The sequence below is a fragment of the Micromonospora sp. BL4 genome, assembly GCF_003667505.1.
GTDB lineage: Bacteria > Actinomycetota > Actinomycetes > Mycobacteriales > Micromonosporaceae > Micromonospora.
The window spans coordinates 1-23,802 of sequence record NZ_RCVJ01000135.1; the positions used below are offsets into that span (position 1 = coordinate 1).

Annotated in this window: 23 protein-coding genes; 12 read left to right on the forward strand and 11 right to left on the reverse strand. The window is 74.7% G+C overall.

Annotation, left to right across the window (positions count from 1 at the left end; genetic code table 11):
* Positions 1 to 139: 139 nt before the first annotated feature.
* Positions 140 to 1,747 carry an NAD(P)/FAD-dependent oxidoreductase gene (locus EAD89_RS15750; RefSeq protein WP_121676252.1) on the forward strand — a complete coding sequence of 536 codons (1,608 nt, stop codon included), beginning with the start codon at positions 140 to 142 and terminating at the stop codon, positions 1,745 to 1,747.
* A gap of 46 nt (positions 1,748 to 1,793) precedes the next feature.
* Here EAD89_RS15750 and EAD89_RS15755 read toward each other — a convergent pair whose 3' ends face one another.
* The 3 genes from EAD89_RS15755 to EAD89_RS15765 form a co-directional block, all read right to left on the reverse strand.
* A complete protein-coding gene (locus EAD89_RS15755; protein ID WP_121652153.1) occupies positions 1,794 to 2,561 on the reverse strand; it encodes a polyprenol monophosphomannose synthase in 768 nt (255 codons plus the stop codon).
* A gap of 145 nt (positions 2,562 to 2,706) precedes the next feature.
* Positions 2,707 to 3,708 carry an SDR family oxidoreductase gene (locus EAD89_RS15760; protein ID WP_121676253.1) on the reverse strand — a complete coding sequence of 334 codons (1,002 nt, stop codon included), beginning with the start codon at positions 3,706 to 3,708 and terminating at the stop codon, positions 2,707 to 2,709.
* Entirely contained in the window at positions 3,705 to 4,151 is a 447-nt protein-coding gene (locus EAD89_RS15765) for an SRPBCC family protein (RefSeq protein ID WP_121656219.1), read from the reverse strand. The genes EAD89_RS15760 and EAD89_RS15765 overlap by 4 nt, the downstream gene beginning before the upstream one ends.
* Positions 4,152 to 4,351: 200 nt before the next feature.
* Between EAD89_RS15765 and EAD89_RS15770 the strand changes: the two genes are divergently transcribed.
* The 8 genes from EAD89_RS15770 to EAD89_RS15805 are packed head-to-tail and all read left to right on the forward strand — an operon-like array spanning position 4,352 to position 13,024.
* Positions 4,352 to 5,986 (forward strand): HAD-IIIA family hydrolase, encoded by a 1,635-nt coding sequence (locus EAD89_RS15770; protein ID WP_233578726.1) that lies wholly within the window; start codon positions 4,352 to 4,354, stop codon positions 5,984 to 5,986.
* Complete coding sequence (locus tag EAD89_RS15775) at positions 5,983 to 6,957, forward strand: glycosyltransferase (protein WP_121656221.1); 975 nt, start codon at positions 5,983 to 5,985, stop codon at positions 6,955 to 6,957. The genes EAD89_RS15770 and EAD89_RS15775 overlap by 4 nt, the downstream gene beginning before the upstream one ends.
* Positions 6,942 to 8,159, forward strand: a complete 1,218-nt coding sequence (locus tag EAD89_RS15780; RefSeq protein WP_121676255.1) for a glycosyltransferase — start codon at positions 6,942 to 6,944, stop codon at positions 8,157 to 8,159. The genes EAD89_RS15775 and EAD89_RS15780 overlap by 16 nt, the downstream gene beginning before the upstream one ends.
* Positions 8,156 to 8,857: an SIS domain-containing protein gene (locus EAD89_RS15785; protein WP_121656223.1), complete on the forward strand. Its 702-nt coding sequence runs from the start codon at positions 8,156 to 8,158 to the stop codon at positions 8,855 to 8,857. The genes EAD89_RS15780 and EAD89_RS15785 overlap by 4 nt, the downstream gene beginning before the upstream one ends.
* Positions 8,858 to 8,873: 16 nt before the next feature.
* Entirely contained in the window at positions 8,874 to 10,409 is a 1,536-nt protein-coding gene (locus EAD89_RS15790; protein WP_121676256.1) for a PfkB family carbohydrate kinase, read from the forward strand.
* Positions 10,406 to 11,107 carry an SDR family oxidoreductase gene (locus EAD89_RS15795; protein ID WP_121656676.1) on the forward strand — a complete coding sequence of 234 codons (702 nt, stop codon included), beginning with the start codon at positions 10,406 to 10,408 and terminating at the stop codon, positions 11,105 to 11,107. The genes EAD89_RS15790 and EAD89_RS15795 overlap by 4 nt, the downstream gene beginning before the upstream one ends.
* Positions 11,104 to 12,057: a glycosyltransferase family 9 protein gene (locus tag EAD89_RS15800; protein WP_121676257.1), complete on the forward strand. Its 954-nt coding sequence runs from the start codon at positions 11,104 to 11,106 to the stop codon at positions 12,055 to 12,057. The genes EAD89_RS15795 and EAD89_RS15800 overlap by 4 nt, the downstream gene beginning before the upstream one ends.
* Positions 12,041 to 13,024 carry a DNA topoisomerase IB gene (locus tag EAD89_RS15805; RefSeq protein ID WP_121656674.1) on the forward strand — a complete coding sequence of 328 codons (984 nt, stop codon included), beginning with the start codon at positions 12,041 to 12,043 and terminating at the stop codon, positions 13,022 to 13,024. The genes EAD89_RS15800 and EAD89_RS15805 overlap by 17 nt, the downstream gene beginning before the upstream one ends.
* 171 nt (positions 13,025 to 13,195) lie before the next feature.
* On the opposite strand, the gene EAD89_RS15810 is transcribed toward EAD89_RS15805, so the two are convergent.
* Together EAD89_RS15810 and EAD89_RS15815 are read right to left on the reverse strand one after the other, a co-directional pair.
* The gene (locus EAD89_RS15810; RefSeq protein WP_121676258.1) at positions 13,196 to 14,230 is read right to left on the reverse strand and encodes a helix-turn-helix domain-containing protein; all 1,035 of its coding nucleotides are present in this window, start codon (positions 14,228 to 14,230) and stop codon (positions 13,196 to 13,198) included.
* 11 nt (positions 14,231 to 14,241) lie between these two features.
* Positions 14,242 to 15,003 carry a TetR/AcrR family transcriptional regulator gene (locus tag EAD89_RS15815; RefSeq protein WP_199733523.1) on the reverse strand — a complete coding sequence of 254 codons (762 nt, stop codon included), beginning with the start codon at positions 15,001 to 15,003 and terminating at the stop codon, positions 14,242 to 14,244.
* Positions 15,004 to 15,084: 81 nt separating this feature from the next.
* Between EAD89_RS15815 and EAD89_RS15820 the strand changes: the two genes are divergently transcribed.
* Entirely contained in the window at positions 15,085 to 16,677 is a 1,593-nt protein-coding gene (locus EAD89_RS15820; RefSeq protein WP_121676260.1) for an MFS transporter, read from the forward strand.
* Here the strand turns inward: EAD89_RS15820 and EAD89_RS15825 are convergent.
* From EAD89_RS15825 to EAD89_RS31240, 4 genes are all read right to left on the reverse strand, one after another.
* Positions 16,667 to 17,170 (reverse strand): hypothetical protein, encoded by a 504-nt coding sequence (locus EAD89_RS15825; RefSeq protein WP_121656670.1) that lies wholly within the window; start codon positions 17,168 to 17,170, stop codon positions 16,667 to 16,669. The two genes, EAD89_RS15820 and EAD89_RS15825, sit on opposite strands and share 11 nt — an antisense overlap.
* A 67-nt stretch (positions 17,171 to 17,237) precedes the next feature.
* Positions 17,238 to 18,869, reverse strand: a complete 1,632-nt coding sequence (locus EAD89_RS15830; protein ID WP_121676261.1) for an ATP-dependent DNA helicase RecQ — start codon at positions 18,867 to 18,869, stop codon at positions 17,238 to 17,240.
* 73 nt (positions 18,870 to 18,942) lie between these two features.
* A complete protein-coding gene (locus EAD89_RS15835) occupies positions 18,943 to 19,893 on the reverse strand; it encodes a TIGR03557 family F420-dependent LLM class oxidoreductase (RefSeq protein WP_121676262.1) in 951 nt (316 codons plus the stop codon).
* An 84-nt stretch (positions 19,894 to 19,977) separates the two neighbouring features.
* Positions 19,978 to 20,103, reverse strand: coding sequence for a hypothetical protein (locus EAD89_RS31240; protein WP_255421242.1), 126 nt, complete (start codon positions 20,101 to 20,103; stop codon positions 19,978 to 19,980).
* A gap of 217 nt (positions 20,104 to 20,320) precedes the next feature.
* On the opposite strand from EAD89_RS31240, the gene EAD89_RS15840 reads away from it, so the two are divergent.
* Positions 20,321 to 21,811, forward strand: coding sequence for a glycoside hydrolase family 3 protein (locus EAD89_RS15840; protein ID WP_121676263.1), 1,491 nt, complete (start codon positions 20,321 to 20,323; stop codon positions 21,809 to 21,811).
* A 15-nt stretch (positions 21,812 to 21,826) separates the two neighbouring features.
* Here the strand turns inward: EAD89_RS15840 and EAD89_RS15845 are convergent, their stop codons facing one another.
* Positions 21,827 to 22,114: a GNAT family N-acetyltransferase gene (locus EAD89_RS15845; RefSeq protein WP_121676264.1), complete on the reverse strand. Its 288-nt coding sequence runs from the start codon at positions 22,112 to 22,114 to the stop codon at positions 21,827 to 21,829.
* Positions 22,111 to 23,337 carry a cysteine desulfurase-like protein gene (locus EAD89_RS15850; RefSeq protein ID WP_121676265.1) on the reverse strand — a complete coding sequence of 409 codons (1,227 nt, stop codon included), beginning with the start codon at positions 23,335 to 23,337 and terminating at the stop codon, positions 22,111 to 22,113. Before EAD89_RS15850 ends, EAD89_RS15845 begins: the two co-directional genes overlap by 4 nt.
* Before the next feature lie 97 nt (positions 23,338 to 23,434).
* Here EAD89_RS15850 and EAD89_RS15855 point away from each other — a divergent pair, with 97 nt between their 5' ends.
* Positions 23,435 to 23,794, forward strand: coding sequence for a hypothetical protein (locus EAD89_RS15855; protein WP_121676266.1), 360 nt, complete (start codon positions 23,435 to 23,437; stop codon positions 23,792 to 23,794).
* The last annotated feature ends 8 nt before the right edge of the window (positions 23,795 to 23,802 follow it).

Consider the following 23,802-nt stretch of genomic DNA (forward strand, 5'->3'; position numbering starts at 1 on the left):
CGACCAGCTCGCCGCCCCCGCCGCCCGCGCCCCACACCCCGCCGATCAACTGCGCAACCGTGTACATGCGACGCTGGATGCCCCGGTCTCGGCGAGGCAAACGCGTTTCGCCTGGTTGCGCGCCGGGTAGGCGGATCGGATGACTAGCACCGGCGCGAAGAGCGCGGACGCCGTCGTCGTCGGGGCCGGCCACAACGGCCTGGTAGCGGCCAACCTGCTGGCGGACGCGGGATGGGACGTCGTGGTGCTGGAGGCGACGGCCGTGCCCGGTGGCGCGGTCCGCTCCGCCGAGGTGACCGCGCCGGGCTACCTCAGCGACCTCTACAGCTCCTTCTACCCCCTCGGGTACGCCTCGCCCGTGCTGGCGGGGCTCGACCTGGCCCGGTACGGGCTGTCCTGGCGGCACTCGCCGGACGTGCTGGCGCATCTGCTGCCGGACGGCCGCGCCGCGGTGATCAACCGCGATCCGGACGTCACCGCCGCCTCGCTGGAACGGTTCGCCCCCGGCGACGGCAAGCGCTGGCTGAACGCCTACACCGACTGGCTCGAGGTGGCCGGGCCGATGCTGACGACGATCACCTCGCCGTTCCCGCCGGTGCGGGGCGGGCTGGCGCTGCTGCGACGGATGCGGATCGCCGGGGCGCTGCGGTTGGCCCGGCGGCTGGTGGTGCCGGTCCGCAAGCTCGGCGACGAACTCTTCGACGGCGACGGCGGGCCGGCCCTGCTGGCCGGCTGCGCCCTGCACACCGACCTGTCCCCGGAGGAGGCCGGTTCCGGGGTGTACGGCTGGCTGCTGGCCATGCTCGGTCAGCAGGTCGGCTGGCCGGTGCCCGACGGCGGCGCGCAGCAGATCACCAACGCGCTGGTGGCCCGGCTGCGCGAGCGCGGCGGCCGGATCATGTACGGCGCCCGGGTCGACCGGGTGCTCACCGCCCGGGGCCGGGCGATGGGGGTGCGCACCGAGGGCGGCACGCTCTGGCGGGCCCGGCGGGCCGTGCTCGCCGACGTGCCGGCGCCGGCGCTCTACCTCGACCTGGTCGGCGCGGCCGCCCTGCCGGCGCGGCTCGTGGAGGACCTGGCGCACTTCCGGTGGGACGGCTCGACGCTGAAGGTCGACTGGGCGCTCACCGCGCCGGTGCCGTGGACGAACCGGGAGGTGGCCGGCGCCGGCACCGTGCACCTCGGCGCGGACCTGGACGGGCTCACCCGCTACTCCGGTGAGCTGGCCCGCGGCGAGCTGCCGCGCGACCCGTTCCTGCTGCTCGGGCAGATGTCGGTGGCCGACCCGAGCCACTCCCCGCCGGGCACCGAGTCGCTCTGGTCGTACACGCACCTGCCGTTCCGCCGGGACTGGCGGGCCGAGGACGTCGCCGGGCACGTCGAGCGGATGGAGGACGTGCTGGAGGCGGCCGCACCGGGTTTCCGGCAGCTCATCGTCGGGCGGCACGTGGCCGGTCCGGCCGACCTGGAGAAGGGCAACCCGAGCCTGGTCGGCGGGACGCTCGGCGGGGGCACCGCCGCCGCGTACCAGCAGCTGTTCCTGCGGCCGATCCCCGGCCTGGGCCGGGCGGACACCCCGGTGGACCGGCTCTTTCTGGCCAGTGCGTCGGCGCATCCTGGCGGCGGGGTGCACGGCGCGCCCGGCGCGAACGCGGCCCGTGCGGCCCTGGCGCGCGACCGTGCGCTCACCGGCCGCGCCTACGCCGCCGCCATCGCCACCGCGCACCGCGCCGTCTACCCCGACTGACCCGCCGCGGCCCGGCCGGCTTGCTGGCGGGCGCGGCGGGGGACGGTCAGCTGGTGATGTTGCGGTGCTTGCTGCGCAGGCGGAACGGCATCAGCGCGCTCTCGATCTTGGTCGCGGTGGTCATCTTGGACTCGCCGTCGCGCCGCTCCTCGAAGCGGATCGGCACCTCCAGGATCGTGTGCCCGAGCTTGGTGGCCAGGTAGTGCATCTCCACCTGGAAGCTGTAGCCGTTGGACTGCACCCGCTCCAGGCCGATGTCCCGCAGCGCGTCGGCCCGCCAGATCTTGAAGCCGGCGGTCAGGTCCCGGATCCGCACCCGCAGCAGCGTGTGCACGTAGAGGTTCGCCCAACCGCTGAGCGCCCGGCGGTACAGCGGCCAGTTCTCGTCCAGCTCGCCACCGGGCACGTACCGGGAACCGATCACCACGCCGGCCTGGGTGGAGAGCAGCGCCCCCAGCATCCCCGGCAGCGCCTCCGGCGGGTGGGACAGGTCCGCGTCCATCTGCGCCACGTACTCGGCGCCGCCGTCGAGCGCCCGCCCCATCCCGTCCACGTACGCCCGGCCCAGGCCCTCCTTGCCGGCCCGGTGCACCACCTCGATCCGGTCCGGGTGCTCGATGGCCAACTTGTCGGCCACCTCGCCCGTGCCGTCGGGGGAGTTGTCGTCGGCGACGAGGATGCGCAGCCCCGGCAGCGGCAGTGCGAGCAGCCGCTCGACCAGCGCCGGGAGGTTGCCCGCCTCGTTGTAGGTGGGCACCACGACGGTCAGGCGCGCGTCCCGCCACGGCGACGGCAGCTGCACGGGCTCGATCATGTCGGACATCCTCGGTTTGCGGACAGGGCTATCTGAGAGGGTAGCCAGTTCCCCCGTCCAGGTTGAAAAGGCTCCCCTTCCGGGCGTTGCGGACCGGTGTCCCTTCGCCCCGTGCGGAGCCGTGCACCCGTGGTGCGTGCGCAGGTCAGCGCGGTCGCCGGGCCGCGGCGACGAGGGCCAGCGCCACGCCGGCGAGCGCGACACCGGACAGCGCCGGCTTGTGGGTGCCGACCCAGAGCGCCGCCGAGCGGCCGCGCGCCCGGTCGGTGAAGATGCCCGCAGCGCCCCGGTCCCGGTCCTCGTCGCCGGGGTGGTCGAGATTGTCCCGCCACGTCGCCGGGTCGATCTCCTCGCCGGTCTGCTGGCTGTCGTACCCGTCCCGGGCCAGCTTGCGGTCCAGCAGGCCGGGGATCAGGATGTCGCCCAGCCGGGCCCGCCAGGTGGGACCGCCCACGTTCAGCTCCCGGGTGCCGTGGTCGGCGGCCCAGACGATCGCCCGCGCCGCCAGCTCCGGTGCGAAGATCGGCGGCACCGGCTGCGGATGCCGGGGCAGCCGGGTGCGGACCCAGGAGAACTGCGGCGTGTTCACCGCGGGCAGCTGCACCATCGACAGTTTCACCCCCGGGCAGTCGTGCAGCAGCTCGGCCCGCAGCGAGTCGTTGAACCCCTGGACGGCGTGCTTGCTCGCGCAGTACGCCGACTGCAGCGGGATCCCCCGGTAGGCGAGCGCCGAGCCCACCTGCACGATCGCGCCCCGGCCGTGCGCGCGCATGTGCCGCAGCGCCGCCAGGGTGCCGTGCACCGTGCCCAGGTAGGTCACCTCGGTGACCCGGCGGAACTCGCGCGCTGGGATCTCCCACGCCGGCGCGAACACCGACACCATCGCGTTGTTGATCCACACGTCGATGCCGCCCCACCGGTGCACGACGTCGTCGGCGGCCTGCTGCACCGCACCCGCGTCGGCGACGTCCACGCGGTACACGCGTACGTCGGTCGCGCCGCGCCGCCGGCACTCCCGCTCGGCGGCGGCCAGGCCCGCGTCGCCCCGGGCCAGCAGCGCCAGCCGGGCGCCCCGGGCCGCGTACGCGTGCGCGACGGCCCGACCGACGCCGGCGCTCGCGCCGGTCACGACCACGGTCTGCGTCACGGCGCACCCTTCTGCCGGGTGGCGATGTCGGACAAGCGGTTGAGCGTCTCCCGGTTCCGCAGGTGCAGCACGAGATCATTGATCTTGTTGCGGACCCAGCGCAACGGGCCGGCGGCGAAGTCCTCCCCGATGCGGACCCGGGTGGCGTCCCCGCCGACCGGTTCCAGGGTGAAGGCCACGATCGCCTCGCCGGCCGGCCAGAGACCGGCCCGGAGCACGAGCCGGTGCGGCGGTTCGCAGACCAGCACGGTGGAGGCGTCCTGCAAGGAGAACGGCCACGGACCGGCCCGGTGGTGCAGCTGGCTGCCCACCCTCGGCCAGGCCTCGTCCACGTCCCGCACGTGCGCGGTGCCGACCACCCAGTCGCTGTACGTCCACCCGTCGGCGAGCACGTCGAAGACCTGCTGCGGGGGAGCGTCGATCACTTTCTCCACAATCGCCACTGGACTCCCATACCCCACCGGGACGGTGGCTAACGGGCCCGCGGGTTAGCTTCTCCGGGGCGGCGGGTAAGGCCGACGCGGAGCACCGCCCGCGGCGCTGCCCCAGCGCGTCGGCGACGACGTTTACTCCTCGGGGCGCAGGGAACCCGCCGCCTGTGCGACAGGACCAGGAGGATCCGGATCAGCGCAGGTCAGCCCCGGTGTACGCCGGTGCTGGCCGGGCCGGTTCCGGGCCTGTCGAGGGCACCCGACCCGTTCTCTACGACGCGGTGCTGCTGGACCGGGACGGCACCCTGATCGAGGACGTGCCCTACAACGGCGACCCGGAGAAGGTGCGGCCGGTGCCGGGGGCGCGCGCCGCGCTGGACCGGTTGCGGGCCGCCGGGCTGCGGCTGGCGGTGGTGACGAACCAGTCCGGCCTGGCCCGTGGCTACTTCAGCGAGGAGCAGATGCGGGCGGTGCACGCCCGGATCGAGGAGCTGCTGGGCCGCTTCGACGCGTGGTTGGTCTGCCCGCACGACGACGCCGACGGCTGTGACTGCCGCAAGCCGGCCCCCGGCCTGGTGCACGCCGCCGCCCGCCAGCTCGGCACGAGCGCGTCGCGCTGCGTGCTGGTGGGCGACATCGGCCGGGACGTGGCCGCCGCGATGGCGGCGGGGGCGGCGGGGGTGCTGGTGCCCACCCCGGTGACCCGACCCGAGGAGATCGCCGCCGCCGGGTGGTTGGCCGGCGACCTACCGGCGGCCGTGGATGAGATCCTGCGCCGCCAGCAGGCGGTGCACCCCGCGTCGGGGCCGGCCGGTCAGCGGGTGGGGACAGCGCTGGTGGTGCGCTCGGACTCGGCCGGGGACGTGCTGGTCACCGGGCCGGCGATCCGCGCCGTCGCGGCCGGGGCACAGCGGGTGGTGCTGCTGTGCGGGCCACGGGGACGCGCCGCCGCCGACCTGCTGCCCGGTGTCGACGAGATCATCGAGCATCCGCTGCCGTGGATCGACCCCGCTCCGGAGTCGGTCGACGCGGACGCCATGCGGACCCTGACCGCGCGCCTCGCCGCGGTCGGCGCGGACGAGGCGGTGGTGTTCACCTCGTTCCACCAGTCCGCCCTGCCCCTGGCGCTGCTGTTGCGGATGGCGGGAATCCGCCGGATCGCCGCCATCAGCGACGACTACCCGGGTTCCCTGCTGGACGTCCGCCACCGGGTACCCGCCGGCGTCCCCGAACCCGAACGTGCCCTCTCCCTCGCCGCCGCCGCCGGCCACCGGCTGCCCGTCGACGACGAACCCGTGCTCCGGCTCCGGCAGGACGCCCTTCCGTACCGACCGGCCGACCTCGGCGCCCCCGGCTACGTGGTGCTGCATCCGGGCTCGGCCGCGTCGAGCCGGGCCTGCCCGCCCGAGTTGGCGGCCCGGATCGCCGGGTCGCTGACCGCCGCCGGGCACCGGGTGCTGGTCACCGGCGGCCCCGACGAGCGTGCGGTCACCGCCCGGGTCGCGGCGGCCGGCGGCACCGACCTGGGTGGCCGGACGGATTTGCCGGGCCTGGCCGCGATCGTGGCCGACGCCGGCGCGGTGGTGGTCGGCAACACCGGGCCCGCGCACCTGGCCGCCGCGGCCGGGGTGCCGGTGGTGAGTCTCTTCGCGCCGACCGTCCCGTTCGGCCAGTGGGGGCCCTACCGGGTGCCCACCGTCCGGCTCGGCGACGCCGGTGCGCCCTGCCGGGACACCCGGGCGGCCAGCTGCCCGGTGCCCGGACATCCGTGCCTGAGCGGCGTCGACCCGGCCGAGGTGGTCGAGGCGCTGCGGGTGCTGGTCGGCAGCGGTGGTGGCGGCCGATGAACGTCCTGCTCTGGCACGTGCACGGCTCCTGGACCACGTCGTTCGTGCACGGCGGCCACCGCTACCTGATCCCGACCACACCCGACCGCGGCCCCTACGGCCTCGGCCGTGCCCGCACCTACCCCTGGCCCGACAGCGCCGTCGAGGTCGCCCCCGCCGACCTGCCCGGCACCGCCGTCGACCTGGTGATCCTGCAACGCCCCGAGGAGGTCGACCTCGCCGAGGAGTGGCTGGGCCGCCGGCCCGGCCGTGACGTCCCGGCCATCTACGTCGAACACAACACGCCCAAGGGCGACGTGCCCAACACCCGGCATCCGATGGCCGACCGCGACGACCTGCTCATCGCACACGTCACCGGGTTCAACCAGATCTTCTGGGACACCGGCGCCAGCCGCACCACGGTGGTCGACCACGGGATCGTCGCGCCCGCCGTGTCGTACACCGGTGAGTTGGACCGGCTCGCCGTGGTGATCAACGAGCCGGTCCGCCGTGGCCGGGTCACCGGCACCGACCTGCTGCCCCGGTTCGCCGAGATCGCACCGCTGGACGTGTTCGGCATGGGCGTCGCCGGCCTGGCCGACCATCTCGGGCTGCCCGCCGACCGGCTCACCAGCCACGACGACGTACCCCAGGACCGGATGCACGCCGAACTGGCCCGGCGGCGCGCGTACCTGCACCTGTGCCGGTGGACCTCGCTCGGGCTCAGCCTGATCGAGGCGATGGCGATCGGCATGCCGGTCGTCGCGCTCGCCACCACCGAGGCGGTGACGGCGGTGCCCCCGGAGGCGGGGGCCCTGGCCACCCGGATGGACACCCTGCTCGACGCCGCCCGTCGGTTCATCGCCGAGCCGGTGGCCGCGCGTCAGGCCGGCGCGGCGGCGCGAACGGCCGCGCGGGACAGGTACGGCCTCGACCGTTTCCTCGCTGACTGGGACCGGCTGCTGGAGGAGGAAGTATGCGGATCGCGATGATCTCGGAGCACGCCAGCCCGCTCGCCATCCTCGGAGGGGAGGACGCCGGCGGCCAGAACACGCACGTCGCGGAGTTGTCCGCCGCGCTCGCCGACGCCGGGCACGAGGTGCGGGTCTACACCCGCCGGGACGCGCTCGACCTGCCGGTGACCGTCCGCAGCCCGGACGGGTACGACGTGGTGCACGTGCCGGCCGGTCCGGCCGAGCCGGTGGCCAAGGACGCGCTGCTGCCGCACATGCGGGAGTTCGGCCGGTGGCTGGTGGAGCGGTGGCGGGGCGGGGACTGGATGCCCGAGGTGATCCACGCGCACTTCTGGATGAGCGGCCTGGCCGCGCTGAACGCGGGCCGGCAGACCGGCGTGCCGGTGGTGCAGACGTACCACGCGCTGGGCACCGTGAAGCGCCGCTACCAGGGCGTGCAGGACACCAGCCCGGCCCGGCGGATCTCCTACGAGCGGGAGTTGGGCCGCTCGGTGGACCGGGTGGTCGCGCAGTGCCGCGACGAGGTCGGCGAGCTGGTCCGGATGGGGGTGCCCCGGTCCCGGATGACCGTCGTGCCCTCCGGGGTCAACCTCGCCTCGTTCGGCCCGCTCGGGCCGGCCGCCGACCGCGAGCCGGGCCGGCCCCGGATCCTGACCGTGGGCCGGCTGGTCGAGCGCAAGGGCTTCCAGACGGTGGTCCGCGCGATGGCGCTGGTGCCGGACGCCGAGTGCGTGGTGGTGGGCGGGCCGCCCGAGGGGCTGCTGGAGACCGACCCGTACGCCCGGCGGCTGCGGGCGCTGGCCGAGTCGTGCGGGGTGGCCGACCGGGTACGGCTGGTCGGCGCGGTGCCCCGGGAGGAGATGGGCCGCTGGTACCGCTCGGCGGACCTGCTGGTCGCCGCACCCTGGTACGAGCCGTTCGGGTTGACCCCGCTGGAGGCGATGGCCTGCGGGGTGCCGGTGGTCGGCACCGCGGTGGGCGGCATCCGGGACACCGTGGTCGACGGGACGACCGGTGATCTCGTGCCGGCCCGCGACCCACGTGCCCTGGCCACCGCGATCCAACGGCTGCTCGACGACCGCATCCGGCGCTTCCGGTACGCCACCGCCGCGCGCGAGCGGGCCCGGTCGCGGTACTCCTGGGCGGCCACGGCCGAGCGACTGGCGGAGCTCTACGGCGAGGTGGCCGCCGTGCGCCGACCGAGCCGGGTGGTGGCCTGATGCCGGCGGGCAGCCTGCTCGACACCCACCTGACGAACCTCGCCGCGGCACTAGGACCCTACCGCCGGTGCGAGTCGCAGTTGGCGCGCTGGGGTGCGGAGCTGGCGCACCGCCTGGCGGCCGGTGGACGGTTGCTGGTCGCCGGCAACGGCGGCAGCGCGGCCGAGGCCCAACACCTCACCGCCGAACTCGTCGGCAAGCTCCACCACGACCGGCAGCCGCTGTCCGCCATCGCCCTGCACGCCGAGACCAGCGCCGTGACCGCCATCGCCAACGACTACGGCTACGCCGACGTCTACGCCCGCCAGGTCCGCGCCCACGGTCGACCCGGCGACATCCTGCTCCTGCTCAGCACCAGCGGCACCAGCGCCAACCTGCTCACCGCCGCGCACGCCGCCCGCGACGCCGGCCTCACCACCTGGGCGCTCACCGGTCCCGCCCCGAACCCCCTCGCCGACGCCTGTGCCGACGCCCTCACCGTCGCGTCCCCCGACTCCCAGGTCGTCCAGGAACTGCACCTCGTCACCAGCCACCTGCTCTGCGAATACCTCGAACAGGAGCTGCCCGCCGCGCTGGCCGCTGCCACCCGGCACGCGCCGCCCGAGCCCGCACCGGCCGGTCGGCTCCCGTCCGGGCCGGTGCGCACGGGGGTCGAGGTGGTGCTCGACGGCGGGACCGGACAGCAGGTCGACGCGTGAGGATGAGGAGGAAAGCGTGAGGGGACCCGTGGTGGTGGTCGGGGACACCCTGCTCGACCGGGACGTGGAAGGGATCGTGAACCGGCTCTGCCCGGACTCCCCGGTGCCCGTGCTCGACGAGACGACGGCCACCGACCGGCCCGGGGGCGCCGGCCTGGCGGCGGTCTTCGCCGCCGCGCAGGGCGCCGAGGTGGTGCTGGTGACGGCGCTCGCCGACGACGCGGGTGGCGCCCGGCTGAGCGCGTTGCTGACGGCCGCCGGCGTGCAGGTGTACCCGCTGGCCCTGTCCGGCGCGACGCCGGAGAAGATCCGCCTGCGGGCCCGGGGTCGGGTCCTGCTGCGCCACGACCGCGGTGGCGCCTCCGGCGAACCGGGCCAGCCCTCCGACGAGGTGCTGCGGGTGCTCGGGGCGGCGTCGGCGGTGCTGGTCAGCGACTACGGCCGGGGCGTCGCCCGGCAACCCGCGCTGCGCGCCGCGCTGGCCGCCACCCGCGCCCCGGTGGTGTGGGACCCGCATCCGCGCGGACCGGCGGCGGTGCCCGGCGTGCACCTGGCCACCCCGAACGAGTCGGAGGTGCGCGAGCTGGTCCCCGCGCTGCCCGGGGCGTCCCGCCTGGCGACCGCCTCGCGGGGAGCGCAGGGTCTGCGCCGGCGCTGGCGGGCCGGCGCCGTGGCGGTGACGCTGGGCGGGGACGGCGCGCTGCTCTGCCACGCCGGGTCGACGCCGCTGGTGGTGCCCACCCCGGGCAGCGCCGAGGGGGACACCTGCGGCGCCGGCGACCGGTTCGCGGCCGCCGCCAGTCTCGCGCTTGCCCAGGGCGCGCTGGTCTCCGAGGCGGTGCAGGCGGCGGTCGCCGAGGCGTCCGCGTACGTGGCGGGCGGGGGAGTGGCGGCTGCCCTGCCACCGCCGGTGCGTCCGGTCAGCGCGAGGAGTGAGCCGGGGTCGCGAGCCCCGCGGTCGCGAACGAACAGCGGCCCGGTGGGCGTGGCGGCGGTCGCCGCGCTGCTCGCCGACGTACGGGCCGCCGGCGGCACGGTGGTGGCCACCGGGGGCTGCTTCGACCTGCTGCACGCCGGGCACGTGGCCACCCTCCAGGCCGCCCGGCAGCTCGGCGACTGCCTGATCGTCTGCCTCAACTCCGACGCCAGCGTCGCCGGGTTGAAGGGGCCGGACCGGCCGGTGATGTCCGAGGGTGACCGCGGTCGGTTGCTGGCCGCGCTGAGCTGTGTGGACGCGGTCATGATCTTCGACGAGCCGACCCCGCACGCGACGCTGTCCTGGCTGCGCCCGGACATCTGGGTCAAGGGCGGGGACTACGCCACCGGCGGCGGCGATGCCGGCACGCTGCCCGAGGCGGAGGTCCTGCGCCGTTGGGGCGGGCACACGGTGGTGGTGCCCTACCTGGACGGTCGGTCCACCACCGAGCTGATCGCCCGCTCCGGCGGAGGAGGCCCCGCCACCGGCGCGTACCGCGCGACCGCTCACCCGGCGAAGGCGGACCACGTCGCGGCGCCGCCGTCGGTGCTGCCCGGCGGGGAGCGGACCCGATGAGCGCGGCCTCGCCCGGTGCCGGGCCCACCGTCCTGGTCACCGGCGGCTCCAGCGGCCTCGGCGCGGCGGTGGTCGCCGCGGTGGCCGCCTCCGGCGGCCGGCCGCTCGTGCTGGACCGGCAACCGCCGGTCGACGGGGTGTCCTGGACGGAGTGCGACCTGGCCGACACCCGGGCCGCCGAGGTGGCCACCCGACACCTCGCCGAACAGTCCGGTGGCCTGGACGCGGTGGTCACCGCGGCCGGCATGGACGTGCCGGGCCGGCTCGCCGACGTGCCGGGGGAGACCTGGGACCGGATCGTCGCCGTCGACCTGTTGGCCACCGCCGCGGTGATCCGGGCCGCCCTGCCGTTTCTCCAGGAGTCCCGGGGGCGCATCGTCACCGTCGCCTCCACCCTGGGCGTCAAGGCGGTCAGCGACGCCACCGCGTACTGCGCGGCGAAGTTCGGCGTGGTCGGCTTCACCCGCGCCCTCGCCGCCGAACTGGCCGGCCAGGTCGGCGTCACCCTGCTCATCCCGGGTGGGATGCGCACCGCGTTCTTCGACGAGCGCGACCCGCAGTACAAGCCGGGGCCGGACGCCATCCTCAACGACCCCGTCGACACGGCGGCCGCGATCATGTACGCGCTCAACCAGCCGCCCGGCTGCGCCGTACGCGAGATGGTGGTCTGCGCCGAGCAGGAGACCTCGTACCCGTGATCCTCGTCCTGCGCGCCCTCGGCGTCGGCGACCTGATCACCGCGGTGCCCGCGCTGCGGGCGCTGCGGGCCGCGTACCCCGGTCGGGAGCTGGTGCTCGCCGCGCCCGCCGGGCTGGCCCCGCTGGTCGACCTGGTCGGCGGTGTCGACCGGCTGGTGGACACCGCCGGGCTGGATCGTCCGGCCTGGCCCGGCGCGGCCCCGGAGGTCGCGGTCAACCTGCACGGGCGCGGCCCCCGGTCGCACCGGCTGCTCGCCGCCGCCCGCCCCGGACGCCTGCTCGCCTTCGCCAACAGCGCCGCCGGATTCGCCGACGGCCCGCCGTGGGCCGCCGACGAGCACGAGGTGGACCGGTGGTGCCGGCTGCTGTCGTGGTACGGCATCCCGGCCGACCGCACCGACCTCGCTCTGCGCCGCCCCGCCCCGGGCCGGCTGCCCACCGGGGTGACCGTGCTGCATCCGGGCAGCAAGATCCCCGCCAAGCGCTGGCCGGCCGAGCGGTTCGCCGCGCTGGCCCGGGCGCTCACCGACCGGGGGCACCGGGTGCTGCTCACCGGCTCGACCGACGAGCGCGCGCTGGCCGCCCGGGTGGCCGACGCGGCCGGCCTGCCGCCGAGCGCCGTGCTGGCCGGCCGGACCGACCTCGGGGCGCTCGCCGCGCTGGTCGCCGACGCCCGGTTGGTGGTCAGCGGGGACACCGGGGTTGCTCACCTGGCCACCGCGTACGGCATCGCCTCGGTGGTGCTCTTCGGGCCGGTGCCGCCGGCCCACTGGGGGCCGCCGCCGGATCGGCCCCGACACCGCGCGCTCTGGGCCGGCGAGGGTGATTGGCGATGGTGGGACGGGGTAGGAAGCCACCCGACGTTGGCGGCTCTGCGGCTCGACGAGGTGCTGGCCGCCGTGGACGAGGTGGAACGGGTGGTGCGGGTCTCCGGTGCGATTGCGGCGTAGTGATCCGGGCCGGCCGGGGTACGGGCGTCGCCGGCGCGGTAGGGGTTGGCACTTCGTCGATCCGACCGGCGCCCCGGTGCGGGATCCCGAGCAGCTGGCCCGGCTGCGGGAGTTGGTCATCCCGCCCGCGTGGCAGGACGTCTGGATCTCGCCGTACCCGAACGGGCACATCCAGGCGACCGGCATCGACGCGGCCGGGCGCAAGCAGTACGTCTACCACCCGCTGTGGCGGGAGAAGCAGGACGAGGCGAAGTTCGACCACATGCTGGAGGTGGCCCGGCGGCTGCCGGTGTTGCGGGAGCGGGTGGGGAACGACCTGGGCGGCCGGGGCCTGGGCCGGGACCGGGTGCTGGCCACGGTGGCCCGCTTGCTGGACATGGGGATGTTCCGGGTCGGCAGCGACCAGTACGCGGCCGGCGACGAGCCGACCTTCGGGGTGTCCACCCTGCGCCCCGAGCACGCCCGGACCCGGCGCGGCTGCGTGGTCTTCGAGTTCCCCGCGAAGGGCGGCATCGAGCAGGTGCGCCGGATCGAGGACCCGGAGCTGTGCCAGGTGCTGACCAACCTGCGTCGCCGCCGGCGGCGGGCCGAACGGCTCTTCGGGTACTGGGACGGCCGGGAGTGGCGCGACGTGCGCAGCGACGAGGTCAACGGGTACCTGCGTGACGCCAGCGGCGGCGAGATGACCGCGAAGGACTTCCGCACCTGGCACGCCACGGTGCTCGCCGCGACGGAGTTGGCCACCGTCGGCCCGGGCCGCTCGATGACCGCCCGCCGCAAGGCGGTGGTCGCGGTGATGCGGGAGGTCGCCGAGCTGCTGGGCAACACGCCCACCGTGGCACGCACGTCCTACGTGGACCCTCGGGTGGTGGACCTCTATCACGACGGCGTGGTCGCGCCGGTGGACCCGCAGGCGCCGCGTGAGGAGGCCGAACGCGTCGTGTTGGAGCTGCTGGAGAAGGCGTGACCGGCCCCGTCGACGGTCCTGGGGGGAAGTGACGGGACCGGATCCTCGGCACGCGATCGGGGACGCACCGGGCGGCCGCCCGCCGCGTCTGGCGGCGGGCGCCTCGCCACGGCCCCCGTTGGCGACGACCCGCCGCCCGCTCGGCGGGCAGCGGGTCGGCCGCGTTGGTTGTCAGTCTGCCCGCGACGAGTTGACCATGGACGCCGGGCGGTTGACGATCCGCGCCGGATCCGAGTGACTCTCCCGGTACGCCTGCGGGCTCATGCCGTACGCCGCCCGGAACGCCCGGCTGAAGTGCGCCTTGTCGGCGAACCCCCAGCGGGCGGCGATCATCTGCACGGGCTGGGTGCGCAGCGCGGGGTCGGTCAGGTCGCGCCGGCACCGGGCCAGCCGCAGGTCCCGGATGTACGACGCCACGGTGGCCTCCTCGGCCTCGAACAACCGGTGCAGCGTGCGCAGCGAGATGTGGTGGGCGTCCGCGACGGTCTGCGGGCTGAGCGTCGCGTCGCCGAGGTGGCGGTGGACGTACGCCTGCACCTGGGTGACCAGCGCGCGGCGGCGGACCTCGGTGGGCACCGCGTCCTCGGCGACCAGGTGCCGACCGAGCATGGTGGTGGCCAGGTCCAGCCCCACCGCGCCGAGCCGGCTGGCGTCGGCGGCATGGTACTGCTCGGGATGCCCGGTGATCTGGAGCAGGAACTGCGCCAGCAGCGCCCCGACGCCCTCGCTGCCGGACATCCGGCCACCGTAGAGCGCGGCCATCCGCTGCGGCGGCAGTGGCAGCGCGGCGTGCGGGATCAGCGTGATGATCGAGGTGGCCTGGTCCCGCTCCGGCTCTGTGGCGTGGTGGCAGACGTCGTGCGGCCGGGACGCGTCGTAGAAGGTGAACTCGCCGGCCAGGATCTCGCTGCGTCGACCGTCCTGGCTGGACGTGCCGACCCCGCCGGTGGTGAGGGCGAGCACGTACAGCTCCGGGTCCGAGCGGCTGACCAGCTTGCGCGTGCGGGTGGCGTCCAGCGACGGGTACCGGTACTCGACCAGCTGGATCGCCCCGAGGTCGATGAAGTCGGCCCGGGCGGCGAAGTCGTCCGCGTGCGCGGACTGGATCCGCAGTGGGGCCGAGGTACGCGCGACCAGATCCAGCCACATCCCGAACCGCTCACCGGGCGGAAGGACGGTGGTGTCGACGGTGTCCCTGTGCAACATCCGGGTGCTCCTCAGACCGCTCGCCGCAGGATCAGGGCTTCGATGCCGTCGAGGATCCGGTCGAGGCCGAAGGTGAACTCCTCGTCCGGGTCGTCGTCCTGGTTGAGCACACCGGAGGCGAGCACCCGGCTCAGCGCCGGGAAGCGGGCCGGGTCGATGAGCCGGCCCACCGTCCGGGCGTACGCGGGCATCATCTCGCCCGGTTCGACGCCGGCGGCCCGGCTGCCCTCGGTGATCTGTGCGGTGAGCGTGGCCTCGTTGCGGACGTACCCGGTGATCAGCAGGAGTGCCGACATCCGCTCGCCCTCGGTCAGCGCGGTGTCGTCGAGGCAGCGCAGCCCGTCCTCCAGCCAGCCGAGCTGCTGGGGGGTGATCGGTGGGCCGGTGATCGGGACGTGCAGCAGCCAGGGTCGCTGTCGCAGCACGTCGTGCTCGGCCCAGGCCCAGCGGGTGAGGCCGGCACGCCAGTCGGCGTCCGGTGCCGCGGGCCCGGGCGGCGGGCCGTACCCGGCGTCCACCATGAGCATCAGCAGCTCGTCCTTGGAGCCGAGATACCGGTAGAGGGCCATGGTGGCGGCGCTCAACTCCTTGGCCACCCGGCTCATCGAGACGGCGGCCAGCCCGTCGGCGTCGGCCACCCGCACGGCGGCGCCCACGATGCCGCTCACGGTGAGCCCCGGCCGGGGCCCCTTGGGTGGCCGCTCACGCAACCCCCATGCGCTCTCGACGGCCGGCGGGATCGCCGGGCCGCTGTCGTCTTTCGTCGCCGCCACATGTCCTCCTTGCCTCGCCATCCTAGTTCTGCGTATGGTCTACGCATTAAAGCGTACGGCATACGCAGAAGGAGTTCTCCCATGACAGCGACGACCACACCCCGCGCGGGCCGGCGGGAATGGATCGGGTTCACCGTGCTGATGCTGCCGCTGCTCCTGGTCTCGATGGACGTGTCGGTGCTCTACTTCGCCGTCCCGTTCATCAGCGAGGAGCTGCGCCCCACCGGCACCCAGCAGCTCTGGATCTTCGATATCTACGGCTTCGTGCTGGCCGGGCTGCTGATCACCATGGGCGCCCTGGGCGACCGGATCGGCCGGCGTCGGCTGCTGCTGTTCGGCGCGGCAGCCTTCGGCGCGGCGTCCCTGCTGGCCGCGTACGCCGACAGCGCCGAGACGCTGATCGCCGCGCGCGCCGTCCTCGGCGTCGGAGGGGCCACCCTGATGCCCTCCACGCTCGCCCTGGTGCGCAACATGTTCCACGACGCCAAGCAGCGCGGCACCGCGATCGGCATCTGGACCGCCACGCTCACCGGTGGCATCGCGGTCGGCCCGGTGCTCAGCGGCGTCCTGCTGGAGCACTTCTGGTGGGGCTCGATCTTCTTGATCAACATTCCGGCGATGGTGCTGCTGCTCCTGCTCGCCCCCGTCCTGGTGCCCGAGTTCCGCAATCCGGCCGCCGGGCGGTTCGACCTGGTCAGCGCGCTGCTGTCGCTCGGCGCGCTGCTGCCGGTGATCTACGGCATCAAGGAGATGGCCCGCGACGGCGTCAGCGCCGCCCGGGTGGCGGCCATCGTCGCCGGCCTGCTGATCGGAGCGCTGTTCCTGCACCGGCAGCGGACCCGGGCGTACCCGATGATCGACCTGGCGCTGTTTCGCCGCCGCGGCTTCGCCGGGTCGCTCGCGGTCAACCTGCTGGCGATGTTCGCCCTGGTCGGCTTCGCGATCTTCACCACCCAGTACCTACAGCTGGTGCTCGGCCTGAGCCCGCTGCGGGCGGCACTGTGGAGCCTGGTGCCGTCCCTGGCGGTCGGCGGGGTAGCCCCGGCCGCCGCCGCGCTCGCCCAGCGCATCGAGCGGGCGTACCTGATCGGCACGGGTTTCGGGATCGCCGTGCTCGGCTTCCTGGTGCTGACCCGGGTCACGCCCGAGTCGCCGCTCTGGCTGCTGCTGCTCGGCGCCAGCATCTACGCGGCCGGGTTGGTGATGGTGATGTCGCTGGTCACCGAGCTGGTCCTCGGTGCGGCGCCGCCGGAGCAGGCCGGTGTCGCCTCGGCGCTGACCGAGTCCAGCAGTGAGCTGGGCGGCGCGCTGGGGATGGCGATCCTGGGCAGCGTGGGCGCGGCGGTCTACCGCCGCGAGGTCCTCGACGGCCTGCCCGCCGGACTGCCGGCCGACGCCCGCGACGCGGCCCGCGAGACGTTGGGCGGTGCGCTGGCGGTGGCCGAGGGGCTGCCGGCCGATCTGGGCGACGCCGTGCTGCACGCCGCCCGGCTCGCGTTCGCCGACGGGCTGCACCTCGCCGCGATCGCCGCCACGGTGGCGATGCTGCTGGGCGCGGCGACGGCGCTGGTCGCCCTGCGCGGCACCGCACGAAAGGGCCCCCTGCCAGCGCCGGAGGCGGATCAGGGGGCCCGTGTCGACGCGTCGTCGGACGCGTCGCCGGTCAGTCGTTGAGCACGTTGGCGAGCCGGTCGCGGAAGCGCCGCTCGGAGTCGCTGACCGACTCGCCGCCCAGCCCGAGCAGGCCACCGCTGGAGGCGGCGCCGACCACCTGCTCGGCGATCTTCACCAGCCAGTGCTTGTACGCGCCGGCCGCACCCTCGTCGACCCGGGCAGCCAGCAGCGCGGCGGCCTCGGCGGCCCGCACCAGCACGTCGTCGATCATGGCCCGCGGGTCGGCGGGCTCGATGACCGGCAGCTCCTCGCCGGTCTCGGGGTCGCCGACCCGGGTCACGATCTCGCCGGCCACGGCGGCGACCAGCGGGCTGGCCGACTCCCGGCCGGCGGCGATGGTCTCCAGGCCGGCCGCGTTCTCCGCCATGGTCCGGCGGGTGCCGTCGGACTCGGCGGCGCTCGCGGCGGTCAGCACCGACTGCGGCAGGCCGACCAGCAGCCCCCACTCCTCGTCGGAGAAACCGAAACCGGTGTACGCCGGCTGCTCGATCACGGCAATGCCCCTTCCGCCCTGCTCTGCTTGGTCAATCGACGGGCCCCGCGCTGGTGCCCGGCTCAGGCTAGTCCAGCGTCAGCAGGCCCTGTTCGGACACCACGCGCACGGACAGCGTCTTGTACCCCACCTCGTCGAAGAGAACCGTCATCTTGTCCTCCTCGTACCCCAGCACCAGGCCCTGCCCCCACTCCGGGTGACGCACCTGGCTGTGCACCGGGAACGGCCCGACCGCGCCGTTGTCGGCGACGCTGGTGCCGGCGTGGCAGTTGTCGCAGTGCCCGCAGACCTCGGTCATCTGCTCGCCGAAGTAGGCCAGCAGGGTCTGCCCGCGGCAGGCGCTGGTCTCGGCGAAGGCCCGCATCATGTCGGTCCGCGACCGGGTCACGGTCTGCTGGCGCTCCGCCTCGGCCAGCGCCGCCGCGGCGGCGTCCACCGGGGTCGGGGCGTAGCGGGGTGCGCCGATGCGCTGCCGGGCGCGCGGCTCGGCGGCACCGACCTGCTCCAGAAGGGAGAGATACTGGCCCACCTTGCGGGGCCCGAGGCCGGTGGTCTCGCGCAGTTCGGTCTTGGTGGCCGGCTTGCGGCGCAGCAGCGCCGCCAGGTCCCGCAGCTCGTTCTCGTCCGGCAGGCCACCGCTGAAGAACCGTTGCAGGCCCACGTCCTCGGCCTGCCAGAGCAGCAGGACCCGGGCCGGTTGCCCGTCGCGCCCGGCCCGGCCGATCTCCTGGAAGTAGCTGTCCGGAGAGTCGGGCAGCGCCATGTGCACCACCCAGGCGATGTTCGGCTTGTCGATGCCCATCCCGAACGCCGACGTGGCCACCATGATCGGCACCTGGTCGGCGAGGAACGCCTCGTGCAGCTCGGCGCGCGCGCCGGCGGCCATTCCGCCGTGGTAGAACTGCGCCGGGAAACCGGCGTCGGTCAACCGGGCGGCCAGCTCCTCGGCGGAGCGGCGGGTCGGCACGTAGATGATTCCCGGCCGCTCGTCGTCCCGCAGCAGCGCGACCAGTCGCCGCCACCGGTAGTCCTCGGTGGGGCAGTGCGCCACCTCCAGGAACAGGTTGGGCCGGTCCAGCCCGGAGACCACCACCTCCGGCTTGCGCAGGCGCAGCCGGGCGATGATGTCGTCGCGTACCGGCGGGGACGCGGTGGCGGTCAGCGCGACCACCGGCGGTCGGCCGATGCCCTCGATCAGGTGCCCGAGCGCCAGGTAGTCCGGGCGGAAGTCGTGCCCCCAGGCCGAGATGCAGTGCGCCTCGTCGATCGCCACCAGCGCCGGCCCGAGCGAAGCCACCTCGGCCATCCGGTCGGGGTTGCTCAGCTGCTCCGGGGTGATGAACAGAAACTCCGCCCGGCCCTCGCGGATCTCCGCGATCGCCTCGGCCTGCTGGGCGGCCGACTCGTTCGAGCTGATCCGCACCGCCCGCAGTTCCGGACGCTGGCGCTCGTTGAGGGCCGCGATCTGGTCCTGCTGCAGCGCCAGCAGCGGGGAGATCACCACGGTGGGGCCGGGGATCAGGCTGGCCGGAATCTGGTAGATGGCCGACTTGCCGGCGCCGGTGGGCAGCACGACCAGAGCGTCACGTCGCTTCATCACCGCGCGCATGGCGGCCAGCTGGTTGGGCCGCAACGCGGTCCAGCCGAAGAGGCTCCGCGCCGCGCGGCGCAACGTCATCGAGTGCGTTGACAGTTTCATCGAGGGCCGGAGGTACCCGAGCCGATCACCGCCGAAACCGTCCCCGGTCGCGGCGGTGATCGACGTCTCCGGCTCAGCCCAGGCGGGGCAGGACCTCGCGCTGGTAGAGGTCGAACAGACCCTGGTGGTGCGGGCCGACGTTGGCCACGTACACCTCGTCGAAGCCGGCCTTGGCGTACTTGTCGATCATCTCCAGGTGCGCGTCGGCGCTGTTGCCGCAGACGAACGCCTCCTTCATCATCTCCGGCTTGACCAGCTCGGCGGCCTGCTCGAAGTGTCGCGGCGAGGGGAGCACCTGGGACAGCTCACCCGGCACCCCGGCGTTGGGCCAGCGCTCGTACGCGATCCGCATGCCCTCGTCCTCGCTGGCCGCGTACGCCGCCTTGAAGCCGGCCTGGCACGGCTTGTCGCCGCCGCCGTTCTCGCGGAAACGCCGGACCATGTCGGCATCGGGCATGGTGCTCACGTAGCCGTCACCGATCCGGGCGGCCAGATCGATGGACTTCGGGCCGAACCCGGAGACGTAGATCGGCGGGGGAGTGTCGGGCAGCGTGTAGATCCGGGCGTGCTCGACGGTGTAGTGCTTCCCGTGATGGTTCACGAAGTCGCCCGCCCACAGCTCGCGGATCACCTCGACGGCCTCCTCCAGCATCTCCAGCCGGACGTCGGCCTGCGGCCAGGCGTCGCCGAAGATGTGCTCGTTGAGCGCTTCGCCGCTGCCGACGCCGAGCACGAACCGGCCGCCATGCAGCACGGCGCTGGTCGCCGCGGCCTGGGCGATCACGGCCGGGTGGATCCGCACCGTCGGGCAGGTCACCGCGGTCGTCACCGGCAGCGAACAGACCTGGCTGAGCGCGCCGATCATCGACCAGACGAAGGGGCTCTGGCCCTGCGCGTCCGTCCACGGGTGGTAGTGGTCGGAGATCCACAGCGCCTCGAAGCCGGCCTGCTCGGCACCGCGCGCCTGTTCCAGCAGCTCGGCCGGCGTGAACTCCTCACTGGACAGAAAGTAACCGATCTTCATCGTTCCCCCTCGGCGCGCGTGCCTGCTGACGGGGAAAGCCGTACCCCGGTGACCGTCGGCCACACCCGGACCGGGTGGTGGGGCTCAGCGCCGGCCGAACATCGCCCGGATCGCGGCGAGCAGCAGCAGGGCGCCGACCACCAGGCCGAGCAGGCGTACGCCGGGGATGTCGGCCGGGCTCGTCGCGTCGGCCAGCAGGGCGGGGTCCATCCCCGCACTCTCCCCGGGGACCGTGCGGCCCCGCAACTGTAAGGTTTATTGACTATTGAATCGCCCAGTGTGACCATGGCAGCACCGCCTGCCGGTGGCGGTGCGCCGAGGGCGCGCGAGAGATGGGGTACGGGGGCCGCATGAGCGAGCGCAACCAGCGGGTCGGCGCGGAAGCGTCGGCACCGGCGATCGACGCCGACCGCCACGAGGGGGCGGCGTGACCGCGCCCACCGGGCACCTCCCGGCGTTGGCCGCCGCCGTCCTGCAACCCGGGTTCGTCGGCACCACCCCGCCACCGTGGGTGTGCCGCTGGCTCGGCGAGGGGCTCGGCTCGGTGGTGCTCTTCGCCCGCAACGTCGTCGATCCCGCCCAGGTGGCGGCGCTCACCGCGACGCTGCGCGCCGAGCGGCCCGACGTCATCGTGGCGATCGACGAGGAGGCCGGCGACGTCACCCGGATCGAGTCGGTCCACGGCAGCTCCCGGCCCGGCAACTTCGCCCTCGGCGCGGTCGACGACGCGGAACTGACCGAGGCGGTCGCCCGGGACCTCGGCGTCGAGCTGGCGGCCGCCGGGATCACCCTCAACTACGCCCCGGACGCCGACGTCAACTCCAACCCCGCCAACCCGGTGATCGGGGTCCGCTCTTTCGGGGCCGACCCGACCCTGGTCGCGCGGCACACCGCCGCCTGGGTACGCGGCCTCCAGGCCGGCGGTGTCGCCGCCTGCGCCAAACACTTCCCCGGGCACGGCGACACCCGGGTCGACTCCCACCACGCCCTGCCCCGGATCACCGCCGACCGGGACCGGCTGGACGCCTGCGAGCTGGCCCCGTTCCGGGCCGCCGTAACGGCCGGCGTGCAGGCCGTGATGACCGGCCACCTGCTGGTGCCCGCGCTGGACCCGCAGCTGCCGGCCACGCTGAGCCCGCGCATCCTGGGCGGCCTGCTCCGCGACGAGCTGGGCTTCTCCGGCGTGGTGGTGACCGACGCGGTGGAGATGCGCGCCGTCGCCGACCGGTACGGCTTCGCCGGTGCGACGGTACGCGCGCTCGCCGCCGGGGCCGACGCGATCTGCATCGGCGGCGAACGGGCCGACGAGCAGGCGGCCCGCGAGCTGCGCGACGCCATCGTGGCCGCGGTCGTCTCCGGCGAGCTGCCCGAGGAACGCCTCGCCGAGGCGGCCAAGCGGGTCGGTCAGCTCGCCGCCTGGACCGTGGCCGCCCGCACGGCCCGCTCGGCCGCGGCGCGCGACGCCACCGACGTCGGGCTGATCGCCGCCCGCCGCGCCATCCGGGTCACCACCGTGGACGCCGGGCGGGTCACGCTGCCGCTGACCCGCGCCGCGCACGTGGTCGAGTTCGAGCCGCCCCGCAACATCGCCATCGGCGCGGAGACGCCGTGGGGCATCGGGTCGCCGCTGGGCGAGCTGCTGCCCGGCACCAGCACGGTCCGCTACGCCGAGCCCGACGTGCCGGGTGACCCGGGCGCCGGGGCGGACGGGCGCCCCCTGGTGCTGGTGGTCCGTGACCTGCACCGGCACGACTGGATGCGCGCCGCCGTCCAGCGGGCGCTGGCCGCCCGGCCGGACGCGGTCGTGGTCGAGCTGGGTGTGCCCGAGCTGGTCACCGGCGCGGTGCACCTGGCCACCCACGGCGCCACCCGGGCCAGCGGGCAGGCCGCCGCCGAGGTGCTGACCGGCGCCCGCTGACCCGCGGGCCCGACGCTACGGGTGCACGGCGACCAGGTCGGCGTACTCGGGGTGCTTGTCGATGTACGCGGCCATGAACGGGCACTGCGCCACCACCGTGGCGCCGCGGGCCCGCACCTGGTCCAGGGTGCCCCGGATCAGCGCCCCGCCCACGCCCATGTTCTGAAAGCGCGGGTCCACCTCGGTATGGGTGAAGACCAGCGTGTCACCACGGAGCAGGTATGGGGTGAAGCCGGCCAACGCGTCGTCGACCAGGATCTCGAAACGGTGCTTGGCGGGGTTGTCCTCGACCAGGTTGCTCACCGGCCCATTCTCCCCGCGCCGGCGACCAGCACATCCAGTTCGGCGAGCAACCGGTCCACCTCGTCCGCCGTGTTGTAGTGGTAGATGCTGGCCCGGACCGCGCCGCCGCTGTCCCGCAGCCCCATCATCTGGAAGTACTCGTACGCGTAGTAGTCGCCGGCGGAGAGGCAGAACCCGGCGGCGCCCAGCGCCTCCTGGGTGGCCGCCGGCGACATCCCGGCGACCCGGAAGGAGACCGTCGGGCAGCGCCGGGCCGGGGAGCCGTAGACGGTGATCGCGGGCCGCTCGGCCAGCCCGGCGAGCAGGCGGTCCAGCAGCGCCTCCTCGTGGGCCTGGGCCGCGGCCAGCCCGGCCCGCAGCCGCGCCCGCCGGTCGCCCACCGCGTCCGGATCGAGCCCGGCCAGGTGATCCACGGCGGCGGCCACGCCCGCCAGCAGCGGGAAGCTGGGAGTGCCGTACTCGAACCGGTCCGGCACCGCGTCGGAGGACGGCACCAGCTTCGCCGGGCGCAGCGCCGCCCACCGGGTCGGGTCGGCGACCATCGCCGCCAGGTGCGGCCCGGACCACTTGTAGGCGCTGGTGACCAGCACGTCGGCGCCGAGCGAGGCCAGGTCGGTGGGCCCGTGCGGCACCGAGTGCACCCCGTCGACGCAGACCAGCGCGCCGACGGCGTGCGCGGTCTTCGCGATCGCCGGCACGTCCGGCACGGTGCCGATGGCGTTGCTGCCGGCGGTCACCGCCACCAGCCGGGTGCGCTCGCCGACCAGCTCGGCGTACTGGCCGGCGGGCAGCTCGCCGGTCCGTGGGTCGACCTCCGCCCAGCGCACCGTCGCGCCCGCCGCCTCGGCCGCCTGCACCCACGGCCGCACGTTGGCGTCGTGGTCGAGCCGGGAGACCACCACCTCGTCGCCGGGACGCCAGCCCGCGCCGAGCGTGCGGGCCAGGGTGTACGTCAGCGCGGTGGCGCTCGGGCCCAGCACCACCCCGGCCGGGTCGGTGTCGAGCAGGTCGGCCACCGCCGAGCGGGCCGCGGCCACCAGCTCCAGCGACCGGCGACCCGGTACGAAGGCGGCGCTGCGGTTGCCGACCGCGCTGCGCATGGCGTCGGCGACCGCGTCGATCACACCGGCCGCGGTCTGGGTGCCGCCGGCCCCGTCGAAGTGGACGAATCCCTCGGTCAGGGCGGGGTAGGCGGCCCGGGTGCGGGCGATGTCGAAGGGCATGTCCGGACCCTAGCCGGTGCCCGGACCGGGCCCACGCGCCCATCTCGATGATCAGCGGCCGACGGTGTTCTCGCGGTCGTCTCGTACTCTTGGCGAGGTGACGAAACGACCCGCCACCATTCCCCCCGTCCGCCGCGCCGCCGGCCTGTTCGTCGGTCTCGCGCTCGGCCTCGCCGTACTCGCCGGTTGCAGTTCGCAGGGCGCCTCCACCGACTGTGGGCTGGATGCCTGCACGGTCACCTTCGAGCGGGGTGTCGACGCCAGCGCCACCATCCTGGGCGTCGAGGCCAAGCTGGTCGGCGCAGAGGGCGACCAGGTGACCGTCGAGGTCGCCGGGGAGCAGCTCACCCTCACCACCGGGCAGCAGGCCACCGAGGCCGGTGGCTTCGCGGTCACCCTGGACAGCGTCACCGACCAGCAGGTCAAGATCCGCGTGTCGCGCAACGCGGGCAACTGACCTGGGCG